The sequence below is a fragment of the Kribbella sp. NPDC051952 genome, assembly GCF_040680855.1.
Taxonomy (GTDB): Bacteria; Actinomycetota; Actinomycetes; order Propionibacteriales; family Kribbellaceae; genus Kribbella.
The window spans coordinates 108,901-129,508 of record NZ_JBFAXQ010000020.1; the positions used below are offsets into that span (position 1 = coordinate 108,901).

The window sequence follows — 20,608 nt, forward strand, 5'->3', positions numbered from 1 at the left end:
CCCACCCTGGTCCGACGATCGCGAGCACTCGGAGAACTAACTTCTTGTTCATCATCGGGATGAACCAAGGAGAGACATGAGCTTGCAGACCGGGGAGCTTGCGGCGGGGCGACTGCCGCAGGACGGGATGCCGCGGACCGCGATCCGGGCGCACGAGCTGCGCAAGATCTACGGACAGGGCGACACCGCGGTGGCCGCGCTCGACGGGGTGTCGGTCGACTTCGGCGTCGGCCAGTTCACCGCGATCATGGGACCGTCCGGTTCGGGCAAGTCGACGCTGATGCACTGCCTGGCCGGGCTCGACACCCCGACCGACGGTCAGGTGCTGCTCGGTGAGACCGAGTTGACCCGGCTGCCGGACGCCGAGCTGACCAAGATCCGGCGGGACCGGGTCGGCTTCGTGTTCCAGTCGTTCAACCTGCTCCCGATGCTGTCCGCGAACGACAACATCCTGCTGCCGCTCGAGCTCGGCAACCGCAAGCCCGACCAGGAGTGGCTGTCGACGCTGATCGACGTACTCGGGCTGCAGGACCGGCTCACCCACCGGCCGTCCGAGCTGTCGGGCGGTCAGCAGCAGCGCGTCGCGGTCGCTCGCGCCCTCGTCGGCCGGCCCGAGGTCGTCTTCGCCGACGAGCCGACCGGCAACCTGGACTCACGATCCGGCGCGGAGGTCCTCGGGTTCCTGCGCCGTTCGGTGCGTGAGTTCGGCCAGACCGTGGTCATGGTGACCCACGACCCGCTGGCCGCGTCGTACGCCGACCGCGTCGTGATGCTTGCCGACGGCAAGCTCGCCGGCGAGTTGCAGGAGCCGACCCCGGAGACCGTGCTCGACGCACTGCGGCAGCTGGGAGCCTGAGGTGCGACGCTCCATCCTGTCCTCGCTGCGCGCCCACCTGGGCCGCCTGGTCGCCGCCTGCCTGGCGATCGTCCTCGGCGTCGGCTTCGGCACCCTCGCGATGACCGCGCACGCCTCTGCGTCGCACGGCATCGACGAGACGATCGGCAAGCAGTACGCCGGTGTCGACGCGCTCGCGTACCCCGAGAACGCCGAGATCAAGCCGACCGACCTCGCCGCGGTGCAGAAGCTCCCGCAGGTCGCGTCCGCGGTGACGATGACGACCGCCTTCCTGGAGGTCGCGTACCCGGGCCTGGTCCGGCCGACCTCGTTGCCGATCGACACGCTCTACGACACCACCCACATCGCCGGACCCGGTACGTCGTCCGGACGGTTGCCAACCGCAACGAACGAGATCGCGATCCCGGCCAAGCTCGCCGCCAAGCACAAGGTCTCTGTCGGCCAGTCGCTGCGGATCAGCTCGTACGACAACAAGTCGTGGAACGTCACGGTGACCGGCCTGCTGGACGACTCCAAGTCCGTCGGTACGGCGTCCGCCGTCGCCACCCCGGCCGCGGTGAAGATCTTCGAGCCGGGCGCGTTCGTCCGGGCGATCGCGGTCGCGGCGAAGCCCGGCGTCGACCAGCAGGCGATGGCCACGGCCGTCCAGGGCGTCGTCTCGACGGACCTGAAGGTCTACACCGGCGACGCCTGGATCCAGCACGAGGTGGAGAACTACACGAACGGCATCGACGTACTCGGCGGGGTGTTCGGCATGTTCGCCGTGATCGCGCTGTTCGTCGCCTGCCTGGTGATCGGCAACACCTTCACGATCGTGATCGCCCAGCGCACCCGCGAGATGGCGTTGCTGCGCTGCGTCGGCGCCTCCCGGCGGCAGGTGTTCTCTTCCGTACTCGCGGAGGCGAGCGTCGTCGGCGTGGTCGCGTCCGCGATCGGGGTCGTGTTCGGGGTCGCGCTGTCCGCCCTGGCGCTGGCGCTGTCCCGTGAGTTCGATTGGGGTATCCCGCCGGTTCCGCTGCACCTCGATCTGTGGTCGGTGTTCCTACCGCTCCTGTTCGGGACCGTGGCCACCATCGCGGCTGCCGTCGTACCGGCTCGCCGGGCGACCAAGGTCGCGCCGCTGGCCGCGCTGCGTCCCGCGGATGCACCGGCTGCCGCGTCCAAGCGTGGAGTGGTTCGGCTGATCTTCGGATTCCTGCTGCTCGCCGGTGGTGGGCTGCTGCTGGCGACCGCGGCTTCGAGTCACCAGGTATTGATCGGTGTCGCCGGTGGGGTGGTGTCGTTCCTCGGCATCCTGGCGATCGGCTCACTCCTGGTGCCCGCACTGATCCGCCTGATCGGTGCGTTGCCGGCTCGCAGTGGTGGAGTCCCGGCTCGCATCGCGGTCGCCAACGCGATCCGGAACCCGAAGCGTACGGCGGCCACCACGTCGGCCCTGCTGATCGGGGTGACGCTGATCAGCCTCACCTGTGTCGGCATCGCTTCGGTGCGGAAGACGTTCGACGTGTCGATGGACGGGCAGTACCCGGTCGACCTGATGGTCAACTCCTTCAACGAGAAGATGCCGTCCGGTGCCGACCAGCAGCTCCGCGAGATCAAGGGCGTCACGCAGGTCGTCCCGATCCGCAAGGTGATGGTCAAGACCACCGGCCAGGAGTTGCAGGTGACCGGGATCGACCAGTCCGCAGCCGGTTCCGTCGTGCACAACCCGGCGATCGTGAACCAGCTCAAGCCGGGTACGGCGCTCCTCGACTACCAGACCCTGAGCATGCTGGACGTCAAGGAGGGCACCCCGATCACGATCGTCTCCGGCCAGCACAAGTTGACCGTCACGGTCCAGGGGGCGACCGGACTCGACCCGATCACGCTCACCTCCACCGATCTGGCGAAGCTCTCGCCGAGCGCGGCGGTGACCGGGTTCTGGCTGGCATCGGATCCGAAGGTTGACGGGTCTGACGTGATCGACTCCGTCGAGCAATCGATCCCGTCGGTGAAGGACCTGTCGGTCAGCGGCGGTCTGGCCGAGCGAAGCAGCTACACGAAGATCTTCGACGTACTGCTGATCGTCGGGGTCGGTCTGCTCGGTGTCTCGGTGCTGATTGCCCTGGTGGGTGTGGGAAACACGCTCAGCCTGTCGGTCCTCGAACGTACGCGGGAGAACGCCCTGCTCCGGGCGATGGGTCTGACCCGACGCCAGCTGCGCAGCATGCTCGCGGTCGAATCGTTGCTGATGGCATTGGTCGCGGCCGGGCTCGGGATCGTGCTCGGCCTGATCTACGGCTGGACCGGGACGAGTGCGCTGATGGGCGGTCAGACGGTCGACGGCAGCGTGGAGTACGCCGTACCCGTCACGCTGCTCGTCGCCATCGCAGCGGTCGCCGCCATCGCGGGTCTACTCGCCTCGGTCCTCCCCGCCCGCCGGGCCGCAAAGGTCGCCCCCGCCGGCGCGTTGGCGACCGAGTAAGCCAGCGGCTCGCCCGGCTTGAGGGGGCCGGGCGAGCCGCTTACACAATCTCGATGCGATTCCCGTGGCCGTCGGCGGTGTGAAACCGCCGGCGGCCCGGGATCGTTTCGTTGTCCCACGTCACCGGAAACCCGAGGCCTTCCAACCGCGAGGCCAACGTATCCAGATCATCAACAGCCAGCGCCGGATGCGCCTTCTTCGCGGGCCGGAAGTCCTGCTCCACCCCGATGTGCAGCTCAGCGGCCCCAGCACGGAACCAGCAACCACCGCGCGCCTTCAGCAGCTCCGGCTTCTCCACCTCGGTCATCCCGAGCGCATCCCGGTAGAACTCCCGCGCAATGTCCTCCCCACCAGGCGGACAGGACACCTGCACGTGATCGAGCCGCATCATCAGGCCCGCTTCTGGGCAACCGCGAAGATCCGCCGGAACGGCAGCAGCGTCCCGTAGTCCCGTTGCGGGTAAGCCTCCGCCAGCCGAGCGCCGTACTCCGCCTCGAACCGCACCCGCAGGTCATCCGGCAGCGACTGCAACACCGGCCGCGCCCCGGTCCCCTTCACCCACTCCAGTACGGCGTTGTCGCCCTGCAGCAGATGGAAGTACGTCGTCTCCCACGCATCCACCACACATCCCTCAGCACTGAGCACGTCGACGTACTCGGCCGGCCCCGGGACATCCGGACGCAGCGACGCGTCCTTCGCGTACTCGGCGTACGGCTCGGTCTCGGCGATCTCCCGCAGGATCGCGTGCGAGGGCGCGTTGCCGTTGCCCGGGATCTGGATCGCCAGCCACCCACCCGCCCGCAGCGCCCGGACGAAGCCCGGCAGCAGTTCGAGCTGCTCAGGGATCCACTGCAGGGTCGCGTTGGTGACGATCACATCGATCGAGCCCGGCTCGGCAGCCCATTCGCGTACGTCGCCCAGCTCGAAGCTCAGCCGCTCGTCCGCGAACTCCTCCGCCGCCGCGAGCATCTGCGGCGAGTTGTCGACGCCGACGATGGTCGCCTCCGGCCAGACCTGCCGCAGCGTCACGGTCAGGCCGCCGGGACCACAGCCGAGATCCACGACCGTACGAACGTCGTCGGACCGGACCCGCCCGACCAGATCGGCGTACGGGCGACCGCGCTCGTCGGCGTAGGTGCCGTACTGCTCCGGATTCCACACGGGTGACGTGCGCATGGCGAACAACCTCTCTGACGCATTTATCTTGACATCGAGATACTCTAGCGCCGCCACTTGTCTTGATGTCAAGAGTCTTGATGGCGTAGTCTCACAGCATGGAAGACGAGGTCGATCGACTGGTCGAGGCCTGGCGCCGCGAGCGGCCCGACCTCGACGTGACGCCGATGGAGGTGCTGTCCCGGGTCAGCCGGCTGGCGCGCCACCTGGATCGCGCCCGCAGCCAGGCGTTCGAGACCCACGGGCTGGAGTCCTGGGAGTTCGACGTACTCGCGGCGCTGCGCCGGGCCGGAGCGCCGTACCAGCTCTCCCCCGGCAAGCTGTTGAAGGAAACCCTCGTCACCTCCGGCACGATGACGAACCGGGTCGACCGGCTGGCCGCGCGCGGCCTGGTCGAGCGGCTGCCGGATCCGGACGACCGCCGCGGCGTGCTCGTGCAACTGACCCCGGCCGGCCGGGACGCGGTCGATGCCGCGATGGCCGATCTGCTCGCGCACGAGCGCACGTTGCTGGGCACGATCAGCGAGCGGGACCAGGCCAAGATCGCCCGCGTGCTGCGCGACCTGGTCGGCCCGTTCGACCTGGAAAAGCACTGATCCCATTCGTTTGCCGGGAAAGCCGACACGCCGCTAATACAGCCGCTTGAATTGTGCCGGAATAATCCGAAAAGACATCCCGTCACTTCCGCCCGGTTTCGATCGTTGCTAGTTGCAACGAGATCGAGAGGCTGTTGTAGCCGACCGCTATCGACACTGAGTGAACGCTCGCACTAGGGTCCTCACTGTCGGTGGTTGATCGACTACGAGACGTACTGAACACGGTGACTTCGGCGGCGAGAGGTGGTCCGCCGAATGACCGCGCGGTGTCCGGGGCTCGGGGCCCGAACAACGCCGGTCGGCACGGGGCCCGCTCACCCGGTAGGCGCGGCGAGTCCCTCCGAAGTACAGGGGATCGGAGGGACTCGCCGCGACTCAGTCCGGTCCCGGCCGCAACGTGCTCGCCCCGGGCGGCTCCCGCCGGGCAGCGGAACTCCTTCTATTCGGCGCGTTCCGCGGCTTCGAACCAGGCGGTCTCGAGCTCCCCGCGTTCGTCCGCGAGCTTGCGCAGCTCGGCGTCGAGCTCGGCCAGCCGCTCGTAGTCGCTCGCGCTGGCGGCCAGCTGGTCGTGCAGTTTCGCCTCGGCCTGGGTGAGCTTGCTGAGCTGCCGCTCGATCCGGTTCAGCTCTTTCTTCGCCGCCCGGACCACTGCCGCGTCAACCACCGGCGGGTCGTCAACGGTGGTATTTCCGGCCGGCGCCAAATCGCTGGACACAATGGCCGCCGGCGTCAACGCATTTGACGGCGTACGCCGCGGAATTCCGGTCTCGAGTTCCTCGAGATACTGTTCGACGCCGCGCGGCAGATGCCGGACGCGACCATCTCCCATGATTGTATACACCATGTCACTGACCCGCTCGAGGAAGTAACGGTCGTGGGTAACAGTGACGACAACGCCGGGCCAACTGTCCAGGAAGTCCTCGAGCACCGTCAGGGTTTCGACGTCGAGGTCGTTGGTCGGCTCGTCCAGGATCAGCACATTCGGCTCGTCCAGCAGGATGCGCAGCAACTGCAGCCGCCGCCGCTCACCACCGGACAGATCGGAGATCCGGGTGGTCAGCTTGTCACCGGTGAACCCGAACCGCTCCAGCAGCTGTGAGGACGTGAGCTCGCCCCCTCGACCGGCCAGGGCCGCCGTGCGGCGGATCGAGGTGATGTGGTCGAGGACCGTCACCGTGCCGTCGACGTCCTCGAGGGTCTGGGACAGGTTGGCGATCCGGACGGTCTTGCCCTGCTTGACCACGCCGTGGTCGGGGGCGAGCTTGCCGGTCAGGACGTTCAGGAACGTGGTTTTGCCGGCGCCGTTCGGGCCGAGCAGCCCGATCCGGTCCGCCGGGCCGAGCCGGAACGTGACGTGGTCCAGCATCACCCGGTGGCCGAAGCTCAGGCTGACGTCCTCGACGTCGAAGACATCCTTGCCGAGCCGCGCGGTCGCGAGCTGGGACAGGGCGAGCTTGTCCCGCGGCGGCGGCTCGTTGGCGATCAGCGCGTTCGCGGCGTCGATCCGGAACTTCGGCTTCGTGGAACGGGCCGGTGCACCGCGACGCAACCAGGCGAGCTCCTTGCTCAGCAGGTTCTGCCGCTTCTCCTCGGAGACCTGCGCGCTCCGGGCCCGCTCGGCCTTCGCGAGGACATAGGCCGCATAGCCGCCGTCGTACGACGTGATTTTGCCGCCCTGCACTTCCCACGTGTTGGTGCAGACCTCGTCGAGGAACCAGCGGTCGTGGGTGACGACGATGAGCGCGCCGGCCCGGTCGACCACGTGATCGGCGAGCCAGTTGACCGCCTCGATGTCGAGATGGTTGGTGGGCTCGTCGAGGATCAGCAGGTCGACCTCGATCAGCAGCAACCGTGCCAGGGACGCGCGCCGGCGCTCGCCACCGCTGAGGGTGCCGACAAGGGCCTGGTGGTCCACTCCGCCGAGCAGGTGTTCCATCACCGATCGCGCGCGCGGGTCCGCAGCCCAGGTGTAGGTCTCCACGTCCCCGAGCACCGCATGCAGCACGGTCATCTCGGGATCGAGGTCATCGCTCTGCCCGAGGTATCCGAGCCGGAGGTCGCGGTTGTGGGTGATCCGCCCGCTGTCCGGCTCCTCTCGCCGGGCGAGCAGTCGCAACAGCGTCGACTTGCCGTCGCCGTTCCGCCCGACCACGCCGACGCGTTCGCCCCGCCCCACGCCGAGGCTGACCGTATCGAGGAGTGTGCGGGTCGCGAAGCCCTTGGAAACGGCTTCCAGATTGACCAAGTTAGGTGACGGCATAACTGCCCAAGGGTAACTGACGGACCCACGCGTGCCAGGATCGTCCGGGTGCTGACTACTTCCTGGCTCGACGGACTGGACCTGGGCGACCCGGTGTCGTCGGACCCGCTGGAAGGCGGATACGCCAGCAAGACCTACCGCGTGCGTACGACGCTCGGCCGATCAGTGGTCGTGAAGACGCAGACCGGGCTCCCCCTCGACCTCTACGGTTTGGAAGCCGAAGGCCTGGAGGCACTCCGCTCCACCGGCGGCTTCGCCGTACCCGAGGTCCTTCGGGTGACGCCTACGTTCATCGTCCTGGCCGATCTCGGTGCGTCGGAACCGTCCCCGACGTACTGGGAGGATGCCGGCCGCGCTCTGGCCACGCAGCACGAGCAGACGGCCGGCAAGTTCGGCTACCACCACGACAACTACCTGGGTGTCCTTCCGCAGCAGAACCCGTGGAGCACCGACGGTCACACGTTCTTCGCGGAACACAGGCTGCTCCGCTATCTGGAAGAGCCCAAGTGCCATCAAGCCCTCCCGGCCGACGACCGCGAGCGCTTGGAACGGCTGGCCGACCGCCTACCCGACCTGATCCCCCGGCAACCTCCGTCCCTGCTCCATGGCGACCTGTGGCACGGCAACCTGATCCCCACCCCCGAAGGCGAACCCGCCTTGATCGACCCAGCCGTGTACTACGGCTGGCCCGAGGCCGAGCTCTCCATGCTGGACGGCTGCGGCAAGATCCCCGACGCCTTCTTCGCGTCGTACGCCGAAGCACACCCGCTCGAACCGGGCTGGCGGGACCGTCTGCCCATCCTTCATCTCCGCGAGCACCTCTGCGTCTTGGCGCACTTCGGCGAGGTCCCCGAAACTCTCGGCAAGATCCACACCACGCTGGCCGCCTTCGCCTGACTCAGCTCTGGTTGAGGTGGAGGATGTACTCCTTCTGGTTGAGCGGGTTGCCATCGGTGCGGGCGCGAACTGGTGCGACGCCGGGGACCTGTCGGTAGGTCGTGAACGTCGGCGTGAGGATGCCCTCGCCGTGGGTCTGGCCAGGCAGCTGGGTCTCGAACGAGTGCGTGGTGGCCGCGGGGATGCTGCCCTCCAGGTGGGCGTGGCTGTCCTGAACCGTGGTTTCCTCAACCACAGCGCGGGATTCGGCCAGCAGGGACAGGACCCGGGAGACCGAGTCCGGCGGGATGTCCAGCTCGAAGTGCGTGACCGGTTCGAGCACCGTCGTACCGGCCTCCGCGATTGCCTGCATCAGGACCAGCGGGACGAGCCGGCGGAAGTCGGAGGCGCTCGTGCCCACACTGTCATAGGCGGTGTGGGTGACGTCGATCCGGCAGTTCGGGATTCCCCACCCGTACAGACCCTGCTGAAGGGTCAGGTGGACGGTCTCCTCGATGGCGGTGTGGAAGGCCCGCAGCAGCCCGCCGAGCTCGACCTCGAGGTTGTACTCGATGCCCTCGGCAACAGGTGAGACCCGGAAGCCGACGCCGGCCGCCCAGGGGTTGTCGGGGGCACCCATCTCCCGGCGGGCCGAACCCACGCCGTCCAACCGCTCGATGTGGATCGGCCGGGTCTCACTGAAGGAGACCGCGACGCCGTACTCCGTCTCCAGCAGCGACGCGATCACCTCCTTCTGCACCTCGCCGTACAGGCTGACCGTGAGATCGTCCGCCTTCCGGACATGGATGAGCGGATCCTGCTCGGCGAGCTGCGTCAGCGCCTGGAACAGCTTGACCCGGTCCCGCGCGGTCACCACCGTCTCGAGCGTCGGCGGCGCGAACAGGCGACCGACTCCACGCTCCGGTACGCCGAGTTGGTCACCGATCCGGATGTCCTTGAGCCCCCGCAACGCGACGATCTGGCCGGCCTGGACCTGGTCGACGGTCCGGCGTCCGCCGCGCTCGAAGAGCTCCATCGCCGTCGGTCGCGCCTGGTACGACGGACCGTCCGCCGGATGCACCTCGACGTACGCGCGGGTCGAGAGCGACCCGGTGTAGATCCGTGCCGACGCGACCTTCTGGCCGGCGGTCGCCCGCTCGACCTTGAAGACGCGCGCCCGGAGCGGTCCCGCTACTGAGGTTGCTCGCGGCAACCAGTCCTGGATGCCACCGATCAGCTCGTCGATGCCGTCACCGGTCATGGCCGACCCGAAGTAGACGGGGTGGAGCCGCCCGGCCGCAACCTGCCGACGGACCTCGTTGGCGTAGTCCTGCTCCGTCAACGCGTCATCCAGATAGCCACTCAGGAACACGTCGTTGTGCTCGGCAAGTAACTCGCCAAGCGCCTTGTTCTGCAGGGGAAACGGCTCGAATCGAGCCTTCCGCGTGCCCAGATCGGTCACCGAGCCCATCGGTACGGCGTTCGGCGTCAACAACCGTGCAACGTCCGCGAGGAGCTCGTCGTACCGGGCTCCGACACGGTCGATCTTGTTGATGAACAGACAGGTCGGGATGCGCAGCCGGGCCAGCGTCCGCATCAGCAGGCGCGTCTGCACCTGCACGCCCTCGACCGCGGAGATCACCAGCACGGCACCGTCCAGCACGGACAGCGCGCGCTCGACCTCGGCGATGAAGTCGGAGTGTCCCGGGGTGTCGATCAGGTTGACGGTCAGGTCGCCCAGCTCGAACGACACCACCGCGGAACGGATCGTGATGCCACGCTTCCGCTCGAGGTCCATCGAGTCGGTCTGGGTGTTCCCGTCATCGACCCGGCCGACCCGGTCGATCACACCGGCGGCGAACAGCAGCCGCTCGGTCAGGCTGGTCTTACCGGCGTCGACATGCGCCACAATGCCCATCGTCAGAGAGTTCAAGAGTCCTCGCGAATACGTCGAAGCGATCAGTACCGATGAGGTAGATCGATCCTCGGCGCATCCCGGTCTCCAGTCACTCGACGATGGGTGTTTCCGCTCGGACGCTAGCAGCGCGTCGCCGCGGCCGCCAGCGAATATCCCGGGGGTTCAAACGTTCGCTTGCTCAGGCGCCGGGAATCCCTTTGTTTTCAAGGGTTTTCGGGGCTGGCGAGGAAGCGAATCCCGGAGTAATGTCGCGGACTGCGACCGTACCAGTGAGGAGAGTAACCGGCACGGTCGTGCTCACCCATCCACCGCCGCCCCGGGAGGACCTTCGCATGAGCAGCGCGACGCCTGCCGGTGCGACCGTGGTCGTGACGCCACCCGCCAGGACCGACGGTCCGCTGTCGATCGGCCAGCTCGCCGGACCGTATCTCGCCGCTGATATCGCGGCCAGGTCGGCGCGGGTGCGGGGTGAGCGGGTGGTGACGACCGCCGGTGTGGACGTCCACCAGGACTCGGTACGTGCGCGTGCCGAGGCCGAGGGCGTCGAGGCCGAGAAACTCGCGGCCACGCTCCGGGACGAGTTCGTCGACACACTGGATGCCGCCAGAATCCGGTACGACGTGTTCCTCGACCCGCTGAGCGCTGAATACCAGCGCGGCGTCACCACCCTGGCGGCCAACCTCACCGAGGCCGGCCGGATCCCCCTGCGCAAGCGGACGATGCTCGCCTGCGCCGACTGCGACGCCCGCGCCGCGGCCGGGAGGTGCGCCCGCTGCGGCGGTCAGCCACGCTCCCTGCACGTCGCGGTCCCGGTCCTGTCGATCGAGGACTACCGCCAGGAGCTCACCGAGATCTGGCTCCGCGCCACCCTTCCCGACCGCGCCCGGCAGGCCCTCACGCACCACCTCGAGCGCCGGTTGCCCGACGTACCGATCGCCTATCCGGCCAACTGGGGCCTGGAGGGCATCGGCCCGCACGAGGGCCTCCGGATCGACCCATACGCCGAGATCGGCCTGTCCACGGTGTACGGCGTGGCACAGACGCTCCGGCCGGGATCCGTGGGACTGGAGGAGATCGCGGAAGCCTGGTCCGAGGCCGACTCGCTGTGGCACTTCAACGACTTCAACGTCTGCTTCTACTTCACGCTGCTGTGGCCGGCGCTGTACCTGGCCTGCGGCATCTCCCCGGAGACCCTGGCCGGCGCCTACGTCACCACGCCGTACCCGCAGACCGACCCGATCTGCGCGACCGAGTTCCTTCACAACGAGAACATCGACATCGCCCGGCTGTACCTGGCCTGGACCCATCCGGCGCCGATCAGCTGGCCCACGTACCGTGCCTTCGAGTCTCACGTCGATCCCCAGCTCGAAGGCACGTCACCACTTCTGGCCGAGGTGGACCTGCACCAGGCCCGCACCGCCCTCGATCCACAGACCCTCAACCCGCCCACAGCAACCAGAGCTCTGCTCACCAACCCGCACGCGACTCACCTCCGCGAGATCCTCACGGGCCGATGAGTGCTGCTAGCGGTTGACGATGGCCGGGAGGATGCGGGCTCCGGGGACCGGGGCCTCGGCCTGGCGGACCATGCGGCAGAGGCCGGACTCGGCGAGTTCGACGGCCAGGTCCACTGCGCTGCGGCTGTCGGCGGCCAGGAAGAGACAGGTCGGTCCGGACCCGGAGATCTGGGCCGCGAGGGCGCCTTGGTCCAGGCCGAACTGGAGAGTCTCGCTCAGTTCGGGGCGGAGCGAGAGTGCCGCCGCCTGGAGGTCGTTGCTGAGGGCAACCGCGAGGGCGGCCGGGCGACCGGACAGCAGTGCCGAGAGGAGTTCGGGCCGGACCTGCGGTGCCTCAACCCGGCGAAGCGGCCGGAGCCGGTCGAGTTCCTGGTAGACGGACGGCGTGGACAGCCCGCCGTCGGCGATCGCGAAGACCCAGTGGAAGGTCCCGCGTGACATCACCTCGGTCACCTGCTCACCGCGGCCCTGACCGAGCGCGGTGTGGCCGACCAGGCAGAACGGTACGTCGCTGCCCAGCTCGGCCGCGTGCTGCCGGAGCTCGGTCTGCGACAGTTGCAAGCCCCACAGCCGATTGCAGGCCACCAGCGTCGCGGCCGCGTCGGTGGAACCGCCCGCCATCCCGCCCGCGACCGGGATCGTCTTCCGGATCGTGAGCTCAACGCCCTCGTCGACGTCGTACTCCGCCTGCAGCAGCAGCGCCGCCTTCACGGCGAGGTTCGTCTCGTCGGTCGGCACGTCGTTCGCGAAGTCACCGACCACCTCGACCGAGACCGAGGGATCGTCGTCCCGCACCACCGCGGTGACATCGTCGTACAAGGCAACGGCCTGGTAGACCGTCGCGACCGGGTGGAACCCGTCCGGATGCGGCGGACCGACCGACAGACCAAGATTGATCTTCGCCGGCGACCGCACCGTGACCTCAGAGGAAGGTGGCACGGGCACAGGCTAGTGCCTCAGGCAGTTCTACCCGCACCTGCGAGCGCGGCGAAGTCGGTGATTCCGAGCATCTCGCCGCGCAGCCGTGGGTCGATCCCGGTGACGCGGAACACCTCGTCGAGGCGGTCGCGATCCGGAATCCAGCGGGCCAGCGCGGACCGCACGGTCTTCCGCCGCTGCGAGAACGCGGCCTCGATCACCGCGAACACCTCCTCCCGCGTGGCGGCGGTCGCCGGCGGTTCGCGCCGCTCGAACGCGACCAGCCCGGAGTCCACATTCGGCGCCGGCCAGAACACGTTCCGCCCGATCGGACCGGCCCGGCGGACCTCGGCGTACCAGGCCGCCTTCGCGGAGGGTACGCCGTACGTCCGGGAGCCCGGCCCGGCGGCGAGCCGGTCTGCGACCTCGGACTGCACCATCACCAGCCCGTGCCGCAGCGACGGCGAGATCGCCAGCAGATGCAACAGGACCGGTACGGCGACGTTGTACGGCAGGTTGGCGACACAAGCCGTCGGCGACCCGATCTGGTCGGGCGTGACCGTCATCGCGTCGGCCTCGACGACGGTCAGCATGCCGGCCTGATCCGGCGCGTACGACGTGATTGTCGACGGCAACGCCTGCGCGAGCAGCCTGTCGATCTCGACCGCGGTGACCGGATGTCCCGCGGCCAGCAATGCCAGCGTCAGCGACCCGAGCCCGGGGCCGACCTCGAGCACCGTCTCCCCGTCGGTCAGCTCGGCCGCGCGAACGATCCGGCGGACCGTGTTCGGGTCGATGACGAAGTTCTGCCCGCGCTGCTTGGTCGGGCGGACCCCGAGGGCGGCGGCCAGTGAACGCACTTCCGCCGGACCGAGAAGCCTCGGTCCGGCGGAAGTGGATGAATCAGACGAGCTCACGCCGTCAGTGTGTCAGCTTTAAGCCCGCTTGCCGCACACCGGCCAGGCGCCGTAGCCACCGCGGTCGGCCTTGACCTTCTCCGCGATCGCGATCTGCTGCGCCTTGGACGCGCCGTTGGCGTTGTTCGCGTACGCCGTGCCGCCGTACGCGGCCCAGGTGCCGTGGTCGAACTGCAGACCGCCGTAGTAGCCGTTGCCGCTGGCGATCGACCAGTTGCCACCCGACTCGCACTCGGCGATCCGGTCCCACGCCCCGGTGTTGCTGCTGGGCGGGGTGGCCGGGGTGTCCTCCTCGGTGGTGGTCGGCTCCTCGGGCTTCGGCTTGGTGCCGACGAGGACCTTCTCGTCCACCGGCGCCGTGACGAGCTTCGACGCGACGACCTTCGTGGCCGTCAGCTTGCCGTCCAGGTAGGTGTAGACGTAGGTGACCGACTTCGAACCGTTGGTGCCCTTGGCCGAGGTCTTCTTGGTGCCGACCTCGAGCGTCGCCGACTTGGTCTCGGCGGTGCCGTGGGCAACGGCAATGGTCTTGGTGACCGTCTTGACGTCGACCTTCACATACCCGATCCGGTTGACTCCCGGCTTGAGTGCGGTGGTCGGTGCCGGGCTGATCCGGTCGTCCTTGTCCCAGACGATCTTCGCCCCGGTCAGCGCCTCGCCGACCGTGCCGGCCATCGACTTGACCGTGGCGGTCTTGCCCTGGTGGACGATCTGCACGGTCTTCGGGGTCTTGACGACCAGCTCCAGGCCTTGGCGGCCGAGTGGCGCGCTCCGGCTGGTGGAGAAGAACGCGGAGCTGTCGTACCGCAGACCCAGGTCGGCGAGCGCCTCGTTCACGCTGTCGGCCGTGGTCCAGTAGGCCTTCTTGGTGCCGTCGGCATTGACGGTCAGCTGGCGACCGAACTGAACGGCGATCTCCTGACCGTCCTTCAGCTTCGAGTCCGGTGACGGGGCAACCACATCGTGGTCCCCGACCTGAACCTTCTCGGCCTTCAGGGCGTCTGCCACGGTGGAGCCGAAGGTGTGGACCTTCTGCACCTGACCGTCGACGGACAGACTGACCGTCTTGCTCTTGGTGGCATAGGCCACCGAGCCGCCCGCGACGGCGAACGCAGCCGTCGCACCGACGACCGCGATGATGGACTTACGCACTAACGCTCCCAGGTAGGGCTACCCGGGCACGGGGTGGGACAGCACAGGCGCGGGCCGCGAACGCCAGGCTGGAGGCCTGGAAACCACGGTCGACGCCGAGGGGCGTGCTGTGCCCGGAACCTTCCCCGATCCCGGCCAACATCACGGGACCATAACGAAGATATCCCGGAAGCGCCAATCCTCTCGTCGGCGAGTCGCCAAAAGGTGTAATGGGGCCGTCACGCCCGGTGATTACCCCACTGGCCTCTGTGCACGACTTCCGCCGTACTCCGGCGTCCGCGCTTGAGCGACGGCGACCGCTTGTCCGGGGCCCGGTAGCCGACCGACAGCACCCCGATCAGGTCGAATCCGACCGGTACGGCGAACTCGGCCAGCAGATCCTCGACCATCTCCGCCCGCGGGCCGAAGAAGCACGCTCCCAGGCCCTCGTCGACCACCGTCTGGAGCATCAGCAGGACCGCCATACCGGTGTCGACGTACCAGTACGGCGCGGTCCAGTGGGACTCGGAGCGATCGGTCCAGCCCTTGTCGGCCGCGGCGTACCGATCGAGGTACGCGTCCTTGTGCGCGAAGGCGAGGATCAGCAGCGGCGCACGGCGCAGGCCAGTGATCCATTCCACATACTTCTCGTCGGGGTCCTTGGCCGCGATCTGCCAGTACCGCTCCCGGTCGTCACCCTCGAGCGTCAGGAACGCCCAGCCCTGGGAGAACCCGCCCGAAGGCGCCCGCAACCCGTTCTCCAGGATGCGTTCCCGGATCTCGTCCGGCACCGGCCGGTCCGGGTCGTAGTTCCGCACCATCCGCCGCCGCCGGACCACCTCACTGAACTCCATGAGGTGTGTCTATCAGCGACGTCACCCGACGTCGTCGCCAACCTCCAGGTGGCGCCAGAACTCGACGGCCGGCCGGGTGGTCACGCCGGCTGCCGCCATGATCTGCTCGATCTGCGGCCCGGACCTTTCGAAGAAGGCCTGGAACGAGGCTTCGTCGTCCCACTCGTCGACAACGAGTATTTCGCTGTCGCTGCCGTAGAAGTGATGTGAGATCAGACCGCGGCCGGTCGCATCCGCGATCACCCCCTGGAAGAGCGCGCCGTCATCGGCCGCCAACTTCTCTACCGCCACCGGATCCCCAGTCACCCGGAGCGTCATCAGAACGCTCATGAGACCCCTCCCGTGTTGGTCGGCCTCGACCGAGGCCGACGCCCTCAGACTGCGCTCGTCCGGTACCGCGTGCAACGGTTCGCAGAAACGTTGACGGTCGGCGTCCGGACGGTCACGAAACCAGCCGGGCCAGGACGCCCCGGTCGAGGGCGCCGACGGTGAAGATGAGGTCCGTTTACCAGGAACCGCCGAAGACCCGGTCGGCATTGTTGCTGAGGGCATCGCAGAGTTCGGCGACCGAGATGTTCAGGACGCCGGCCATCTTCCGGACCGTGTGCGGGACCAGGTACGACGCGTTCGGCTGACCGCGGTGCGGGGACGGAGTCAGGTACGGCGCATCCGTCTCGACCAGCACCCGGTCGAGCGGGGTCACGGCCAGCGCGTTCCGCAGGGAATGGGCGTTCTTGAACGTCACCACCCCGGCGAAGCTCAGGAACGCACCCCGGTTGACGCACTCGCGGGCGAACTCGGTGTCGCCGGAGAAGCAGTGCATCACCAGGCGATCCGGCACACCCTCGTGGTCCAGGATCTTCAGGATGTCGTCGTGCGCGTCCCGGTCGTGGATCATCAGCGTCTTGTCCAGACGCTTCGCCATCGCGATGTGCGCCGCGAACGACTCGTGCTGGGCGGCCCGGCCGTCCTCGCCGGTGCGGAAGTAGTCCAGTCCGGTCTCACCGATCACCCGGACCTTGTCCGAGCTCGTCGCGAGCCGCTCGATCTCGGCCAGCGCGCTGTCCAGCTCACCCGCGGCCTTCAGCTTGGGCGCCTCGTTCGGGTGCAGGGCGACGCCCGCGATCAGGTTCGGGTACTGCGTCGCGGCCTCGACGGCCCACTGCGCGCCCGGCAGATCGCAGCCCACCTGGACGATCCGGGTGACGCCGACCGACGAGGCCAGCTTGATCGCTTCACCCGGACTCAGCCAGGCACCGTCCTCGCCGTCGGCGATGTCGAGATGGCAGTGCGCGTCGACCACACTCATCGGCAGCGGATCGGGCACCGCCGGCCGGCTCCGATCCCGTGACCTGCCGTCCTCCCCGATCGCAGCCCGCTCCCGGGTCGGCCGCTCGACCTCCACACCATCGTTCGCCATAGGGATCAGATTACTTCGGCCGCTTCCTTGACCTTCGCCACCAGCGACTCCCACATTTCCTGCGAGTGCTTGGCCTCCTCCTCGCTGCCGTTGTTGTCCTGCGTCAGCTTGAGGTGGGTCTCGTCGTCACCGGTCAGCTCATACGTGAGCGTGTGATAGTTCTCCGGTACGTCGGGCTGCCCGGTCAACGGGCTGTAATGGGTCAGCTTCAGCAGCCGCTCCGGCTCGACCGCGAGGATCTCGCCCTTGTCCTGGTAGGGCTTCCCCTCCCACTCACCACTCCACGTGATGGCACTCCCGACCTGCCAGTCCGTCTGCACCTCCGCGCCGAACCACAACGCCTTCAACTGCTCCGCATCGGTCAGCACCGCCCAGACCTGCGCCGGAGTAGCCGCGATATCGGTCTCAGCAACCGCCAGATATCCAGTCATCACCTTCAACTCCTCTCAACCCCAGACCGTACGGCCCCGGTACCCCGTCCGCTTGTAGAAAAGCGTCATTCCAGCAGCCGGATTGTGCAGGAAGTCAGCAGGTGGAGGGATGTCGGGCGTGGCGGTGGGCGGATTAGGTTGCGTGTCGGTTCCGCCCGATGACAGGAGCAGCCGATGATCAGGATTACTGCCGTCCTCGCCGTACTGGGTGTGGTGCTGGGGGTCGGCGCACCGACGACCACAGCCGCCGCCGGTGCTCCGATTCCCGTGCAGGTGTTGAGTTTGACGGATCTGCACGGATATCTGTCGGAGAGTGAGAACCTGACGATCGCCGGTCCGTCCGGGACGCTTGCGGTTGGCGGCGCCGGCTATCTGAAGGCGCATCTGGACGAGCTGCGGGCCGGTCAGGCGAACAGCTTCCTGATCGGGGCGGGCGATCAGTTCAGTGGGTGGCCGGACTACACGCAGGCGTTCGCGAACGAGCCGACCATCGAGGTGCTGAACGCGTTCGGGATGGACTTCGATGTCGCCGGCAACCACGAGTTCGACCGGGAGTTCCCCTTCCTGCGGCGGATGACGACTGGCGCGTGTTACGGCACGCCGGGGTTCGACAGCTGCTTCAAGGACTCGACCGGGCGGAGCTTCCACGGCACCGATTACGCGTACCACGCGGCCAACATCGTCGACCCACGGACGAAGCGGCCGGTGTTGCCGCCGTACTGGATTGCGAAGGCGGGATCGCAGCGGATCGGGTTCATCGCGCTCGGGTTCCCCGGGACGCCGACGGAGACGCTGTCGATCGAGGGGTCCGGGTTCGAGTTCCAGGGCGTGATCGACGCGGCGAACCGGGCCGCGGCCGCGCTCAAGGCCCAGGGTGTGAACGCGATCGTGGTCAGCGTGCACGAGGGCGGCCAGCAGGGCGGGCTGTACGATGAGTGCAAGAACCCGACCGGCCCGATCTTCGACGCCGCGCGGGCGATGTCGCCGGATGTCGACGTGATCCTCGGCGGGCACTGGCACACCGCGTTCAACTGCATGATCCCGGACCCGAACGGCGTACCGCGACCGGTGCTGGAGGCAAGCAACCACGGCCGCGTTCTCGGCGAGGTGAACCTGTCGCTCGACCCGGTCACCGGTGACGTGATCCGCTCGGCGACGACCGCGACCAACCACGCGGTGACCAAGGACCTGACGCCGGATCCGAAGATCCAGAAGATCGTGAAGTACTGGATGGACAAGTGGACCGCCCGGCAGGCCCAGCCGCTCGCGAAGCTCGACCGCGACCTCGACTTCGCCACCACCGCGGAGAGCCGGACCGGCAACCTGGTCGCGGACCTCTACCGATCACAGGCCCGCGCCGACTTCGCCCTCGTACCGGCTGACCTGGGCGTCGACGTGATCGCGGCCGGCCTGAAAGCCGGGACGGTGACGTACGGCGAAGCCTGGCCGGTGGTCGGGATCTCGCCGATCACCACACTGTCGATGAAGGGGTCGACGATCGAGGCCGCGCTCGAGCAGCAGTGGATCCCACCCGCGTACGGCTGCCAGCGGCTGTCCTCGCTCGCCACCTCTGCCAACCTCCGGTACAGCTACGACCTGGGCCGGCCGGTCGGCGATCGCATCGATCCCGCCAAGGTGCTGATCAATGGCAAGCCCTTGCGGCTCGACCAGACCTACCGCGTCGCCACCAGTGCGGCGATGCCGTTGCACGGGGCGCAGTACGGCTACCCGGCGTTCCAGCAGTACACCAAGCTCGTCCGGGCGCCGAAGATGGGCCAAGAGGTCTTTCTCAACTACCTCCGCACGCACCCGCGACTGAAGGCGCCCGCGCTCGGCCGGGTGACCGCGATCCCCGGCACACCGCCTCCGGTCGATGGTCCCTTCGGTCCGCTGAATCTCCTGCCACAGAGGGAGATGACGGCCACCGCGACGAGTCAAGGGTCACCGGCGTACAGCGCGGCCGGGGCGATCGACGGGAGCTGCACGACCATGTGGCACTCGAACTGGAGCCCACATGCCCCGCTGCCGCAATACATCACGCTCGACCTCGGTACGACGCGATCGATCGAGGCGCTCGTCTACACCCCACGCCAGGATGCGGACGTCCCGAACGGCCGGATCTCGTCGTACGACGTCCAGGTCAGCACCGACGGGACTGCGTTCACTTCGGTTGCCAAGGGCAACTGGGATGGCACGGTCGACGCCAAGATCGCCAAACTCCCGGCCGGTACGACGGCCCACTACGTCCGGCTCATCGGGTTGGCGGGAGGTGCAGACTACGCCGCCGCGACCGAGCTCAATATAGCTCTAGCTCCGGGTTCCTGACCGCGCTGCGATGGCTGGTCGGGGCCATCCCAAAACGGCGGCCGAACTGCCGGCTGAAGTAGTGCGGCGACTCGAATCCGACCGCGCGGGCGATCTGCGCGACGGACATGTCGGTCGCGCCGAGCAGTTCGGCCGCCCGCTGCAGCCGCAGCGCGACGACGACGTTCATGATCGAGTCGCCGACCTGCTCCTTGAACAGGTGGGCCAGCCGGGACACCGAGATCTGGGCGATCCCGGCCAAGGAGGTGAGCGTGTGCGGCCGGGCGGGATCCGTCCGGATCGCGTCGAGGACCAACTGGACGCGTGGATCCAGGTGCTGGGTGTTCTGGCGCAGGCTGGCGGCCGCGACCAGTAGCACCTCTTCTATGCCGTTCATCGTCAGTTCGGTTGCCACACTCTTCTCCAGCAGGTTCAACTCGGTGTCACCGGTCGGTGAGAGACCGGCCCGCTGCGCGTCGCGGTGCAGCCGGTCGAACGCCGACACCACCCGGTCCGTCTCCGACGACCGGGTCAGCCGCACGTACGACAGCCCGGGCATTGCCTGCGGCAACGACAGCCACCCGTGCCACTCGCGCCGCGGCTGGAAGTGTGCCCACCAGGACTCCCAGTACGTCCCGACGGTTCCGTAGTCGTGCGGCGTACCCGGGCTGACCAGCACCAGGTCCCCGTGCCGCAGGGTGAGCCGGTCCGGACCGAGCAGGTACTGACCGGTGCCACCGGCTGTGTAGAGCAGGTACCAACTGCCCACGCCGTCCGGCCGGACCACCCGATAGTCGCCGCCGCTGTGGAAGTGCCCGGTGACCAATTTGCTCGGCGGCGGGATCTCGCTGTAGAGCTCGATCAGCACCTGGGTAGCAAGATCGTGATCGAAGTCAGCAGGCTCAGTCATGGTCGTCCCCTCGCTCGGCGCTCAAAGATTAGCCCCACAGCAGCAAGATCCTGTACCCCC

The 20,608-nt window shown here is 68.0% G+C and carries 18 protein-coding genes; 6 read left to right on the plus strand and 12 right to left on the minus strand.

What is annotated here, in order from left to right:
* Positions 1 to 76 precede the first annotated feature (76 nt).
* Both AB0L70_RS30880 and AB0L70_RS30885 read left to right on the plus strand, forming a co-directional pair.
* Positions 77 to 856, plus strand: coding sequence for an ABC transporter ATP-binding protein (locus AB0L70_RS30880; RefSeq protein WP_363690285.1), 780 nt, complete (start codon positions 77 to 79; stop codon positions 854 to 856).
* Between the two features lies 1 nt (position 857).
* Positions 858 to 3,320, plus strand: coding sequence for an FtsX-like permease family protein (locus AB0L70_RS30885; RefSeq protein WP_363690286.1), 2,463 nt, complete (start codon positions 858 to 860; stop codon positions 3,318 to 3,320).
* Between the two features lie 40 nt (positions 3,321 to 3,360).
* Here AB0L70_RS30885 and AB0L70_RS30890 read toward each other — a convergent pair whose 3' ends face one another.
* Together AB0L70_RS30890 and AB0L70_RS30895 are read right to left on the minus strand one after the other, a co-directional pair.
* A complete protein-coding gene (locus AB0L70_RS30890; protein WP_363690287.1) occupies positions 3,361 to 3,711 on the minus strand; it encodes a VOC family protein in 351 nt (116 codons plus the stop codon).
* Positions 3,711 to 4,496: a methyltransferase domain-containing protein gene (locus tag AB0L70_RS30895; protein ID WP_363690288.1), complete on the minus strand. Its 786-nt coding sequence runs from the start codon at positions 4,494 to 4,496 to the stop codon at positions 3,711 to 3,713. The genes AB0L70_RS30890 and AB0L70_RS30895 overlap by 1 nt, the downstream gene beginning before the upstream one ends.
* Before the next feature lie 98 nt (positions 4,497 to 4,594).
* On the opposite strand from AB0L70_RS30895, the gene AB0L70_RS30900 reads away from it, so the two are divergent.
* Complete coding sequence (locus AB0L70_RS30900) at positions 4,595 to 5,092, plus strand: MarR family transcriptional regulator (protein ID WP_363690289.1); 498 nt, start codon at positions 4,595 to 4,597, stop codon at positions 5,090 to 5,092.
* A 439-nt stretch (positions 5,093 to 5,531) separates the two neighbouring features.
* On the opposite strand, the gene AB0L70_RS30905 is transcribed toward AB0L70_RS30900, so the two are convergent.
* Positions 5,532 to 7,352: an ABC-F family ATP-binding cassette domain-containing protein gene (locus tag AB0L70_RS30905; RefSeq protein WP_363690290.1), complete on the minus strand. Its 1,821-nt coding sequence runs from the start codon at positions 7,350 to 7,352 to the stop codon at positions 5,532 to 5,534.
* Between the two features lie 48 nt (positions 7,353 to 7,400).
* Here AB0L70_RS30905 and AB0L70_RS30910 point away from each other — a divergent pair, with 48 nt between their 5' ends.
* Positions 7,401 to 8,249: a fructosamine kinase family protein gene (locus tag AB0L70_RS30910; protein ID WP_363690291.1), complete on the plus strand. Its 849-nt coding sequence runs from the start codon at positions 7,401 to 7,403 to the stop codon at positions 8,247 to 8,249.
* 1 nt (position 8,250) lies between these two features.
* Here AB0L70_RS30910 and AB0L70_RS30915 read toward each other — a convergent pair whose 3' ends face one another.
* On the minus strand, positions 8,251 to 10,146 hold the full coding sequence (locus AB0L70_RS30915) for a translation factor GTPase family protein (RefSeq protein ID WP_363690292.1): 1,896 nt from the start codon (positions 10,144 to 10,146) through the stop codon (positions 8,251 to 8,253).
* 332 nt (positions 10,147 to 10,478) lie between these two features.
* Here AB0L70_RS30915 and AB0L70_RS30920 point away from each other — a divergent pair, with 332 nt between their 5' ends.
* Positions 10,479 to 11,663 (plus strand): class I tRNA ligase family protein, encoded by a 1,185-nt coding sequence (locus AB0L70_RS30920; protein WP_363690293.1) that lies wholly within the window; start codon positions 10,479 to 10,481, stop codon positions 11,661 to 11,663.
* A gap of 6 nt (positions 11,664 to 11,669) precedes the next feature.
* Here AB0L70_RS30920 and AB0L70_RS30925 read toward each other — a convergent pair whose 3' ends face one another.
* The 7 genes from AB0L70_RS30925 to AB0L70_RS30955 form a co-directional block, all read right to left on the minus strand.
* Positions 11,670 to 12,602, minus strand: a complete 933-nt coding sequence (locus tag AB0L70_RS30925; protein ID WP_363690294.1) for a 4-(cytidine 5'-diphospho)-2-C-methyl-D-erythritol kinase — start codon at positions 12,600 to 12,602, stop codon at positions 11,670 to 11,672.
* A gap of 17 nt (positions 12,603 to 12,619) precedes the next feature.
* Positions 12,620 to 13,498 carry a 16S rRNA (adenine(1518)-N(6)/adenine(1519)-N(6))-dimethyltransferase RsmA gene (gene rsmA / locus AB0L70_RS30930; protein ID WP_363690295.1) on the minus strand — a complete coding sequence of 293 codons (879 nt, stop codon included), beginning with the start codon at positions 13,496 to 13,498 and terminating at the stop codon, positions 12,620 to 12,622.
* 18 nt (positions 13,499 to 13,516) lie between these two features.
* Positions 13,517 to 14,650: a ubiquitin-like domain-containing protein gene (locus AB0L70_RS30935; protein ID WP_363690296.1), complete on the minus strand. Its 1,134-nt coding sequence runs from the start codon at positions 14,648 to 14,650 to the stop codon at positions 13,517 to 13,519.
* A gap of 218 nt (positions 14,651 to 14,868) precedes the next feature.
* On the minus strand, positions 14,869 to 15,483 hold the full coding sequence (locus tag AB0L70_RS30940) for a nitroreductase family protein (protein ID WP_363690297.1): 615 nt from the start codon (positions 15,481 to 15,483) through the stop codon (positions 14,869 to 14,871).
* Between the two features lie 21 nt (positions 15,484 to 15,504).
* Positions 15,505 to 15,813 carry a hypothetical protein gene (locus AB0L70_RS30945; RefSeq protein ID WP_363690298.1) on the minus strand — a complete coding sequence of 103 codons (309 nt, stop codon included), beginning with the start codon at positions 15,811 to 15,813 and terminating at the stop codon, positions 15,505 to 15,507.
* 175 nt (positions 15,814 to 15,988) lie between these two features.
* On the minus strand, positions 15,989 to 16,903 hold the full coding sequence (locus tag AB0L70_RS30950; RefSeq protein ID WP_363690299.1) for a TatD family hydrolase: 915 nt from the start codon (positions 16,901 to 16,903) through the stop codon (positions 15,989 to 15,991).
* Positions 16,904 to 16,908: 5 nt separating this feature from the next.
* Positions 16,909 to 17,334: an SRPBCC domain-containing protein gene (locus AB0L70_RS30955; RefSeq protein WP_363690300.1), complete on the minus strand. Its 426-nt coding sequence runs from the start codon at positions 17,332 to 17,334 to the stop codon at positions 16,909 to 16,911.
* Positions 17,335 to 17,508: 174 nt separating this feature from the next.
* Between AB0L70_RS30955 and AB0L70_RS30960 the strand changes: the two genes are divergently transcribed.
* The gene (locus tag AB0L70_RS30960; RefSeq protein WP_363690301.1) at positions 17,509 to 19,659 is read left to right on the plus strand and encodes a discoidin domain-containing protein; all 2,151 of its coding nucleotides are present in this window, start codon (positions 17,509 to 17,511) and stop codon (positions 19,657 to 19,659) included.
* Here the strand turns inward: AB0L70_RS30960 and AB0L70_RS30965 are convergent.
* The gene (locus AB0L70_RS30965) at positions 19,631 to 20,548 is read right to left on the minus strand and encodes a helix-turn-helix domain-containing protein (protein ID WP_363690302.1); all 918 of its coding nucleotides are present in this window, start codon (positions 20,546 to 20,548) and stop codon (positions 19,631 to 19,633) included. The genes AB0L70_RS30960 and AB0L70_RS30965 overlap by 29 nt on opposite strands.
* Positions 20,549 to 20,608: the final 60 nt, after the last annotated feature.

Coding starts and splice junctions, on each gene's coding strand:
- AB0L70_RS30915 (WP_363690292.1), bottom strand. CDS start 10,146: ATGGGCATTGTGGCGCATGTCGACGCCGGTAAGACCAGCCTGACCGAG.
- AB0L70_RS30955 (WP_363690300.1), bottom strand. CDS start 17,334: ATGACTGGATATCTGGCGGTTGCTGAGACCGATATCGCGGCTACTCCG.
- AB0L70_RS30895 (WP_363690288.1), bottom strand. CDS start 4,496: ATGCGCACGTCACCCGTGTGGAATCCGGAGCAGTACGGCACCTACGCC.
- AB0L70_RS30940 (WP_363690297.1), bottom strand. CDS start 15,483: ATGGAGTTCAGTGAGGTGGTCCGGCGGCGGCGGATGGTGCGGAACTAC.
- AB0L70_RS30960 (WP_363690301.1), top strand. CDS start 17,509: ATGATCAGGATTACTGCCGTCCTCGCCGTACTGGGTGTGGTGCTGGGG.
- AB0L70_RS30945 (WP_363690298.1), bottom strand. CDS start 15,813: ATGAGCGTTCTGATGACGCTCCGGGTGACTGGGGATCCGGTGGCGGTA.
- AB0L70_RS30950 (WP_363690299.1), bottom strand. CDS start 16,903: ATGGCGAACGATGGTGTGGAGGTCGAGCGGCCGACCCGGGAGCGGGCT.
- AB0L70_RS30920 (WP_363690293.1), top strand. CDS start 10,479: ATGAGCAGCGCGACGCCTGCCGGTGCGACCGTGGTCGTGACGCCACCC.
- AB0L70_RS30900 (WP_363690289.1), top strand. CDS start 4,595: ATGGAAGACGAGGTCGATCGACTGGTCGAGGCCTGGCGCCGCGAGCGG.
- AB0L70_RS30880 (WP_363690285.1), top strand. CDS start 77: ATGAGCTTGCAGACCGGGGAGCTTGCGGCGGGGCGACTGCCGCAGGAC.
- AB0L70_RS30905 (WP_363690290.1), bottom strand. CDS start 7,352: ATGCCGTCACCTAACTTGGTCAATCTGGAAGCCGTTTCCAAGGGCTTC.
- AB0L70_RS30965 (WP_363690302.1), bottom strand. CDS start 20,548: ATGACTGAGCCTGCTGACTTCGATCACGATCTTGCTACCCAGGTGCTG.
- AB0L70_RS30890 (WP_363690287.1), bottom strand. CDS start 3,711: ATGATGCGGCTCGATCACGTGCAGGTGTCCTGTCCGCCTGGTGGGGAG.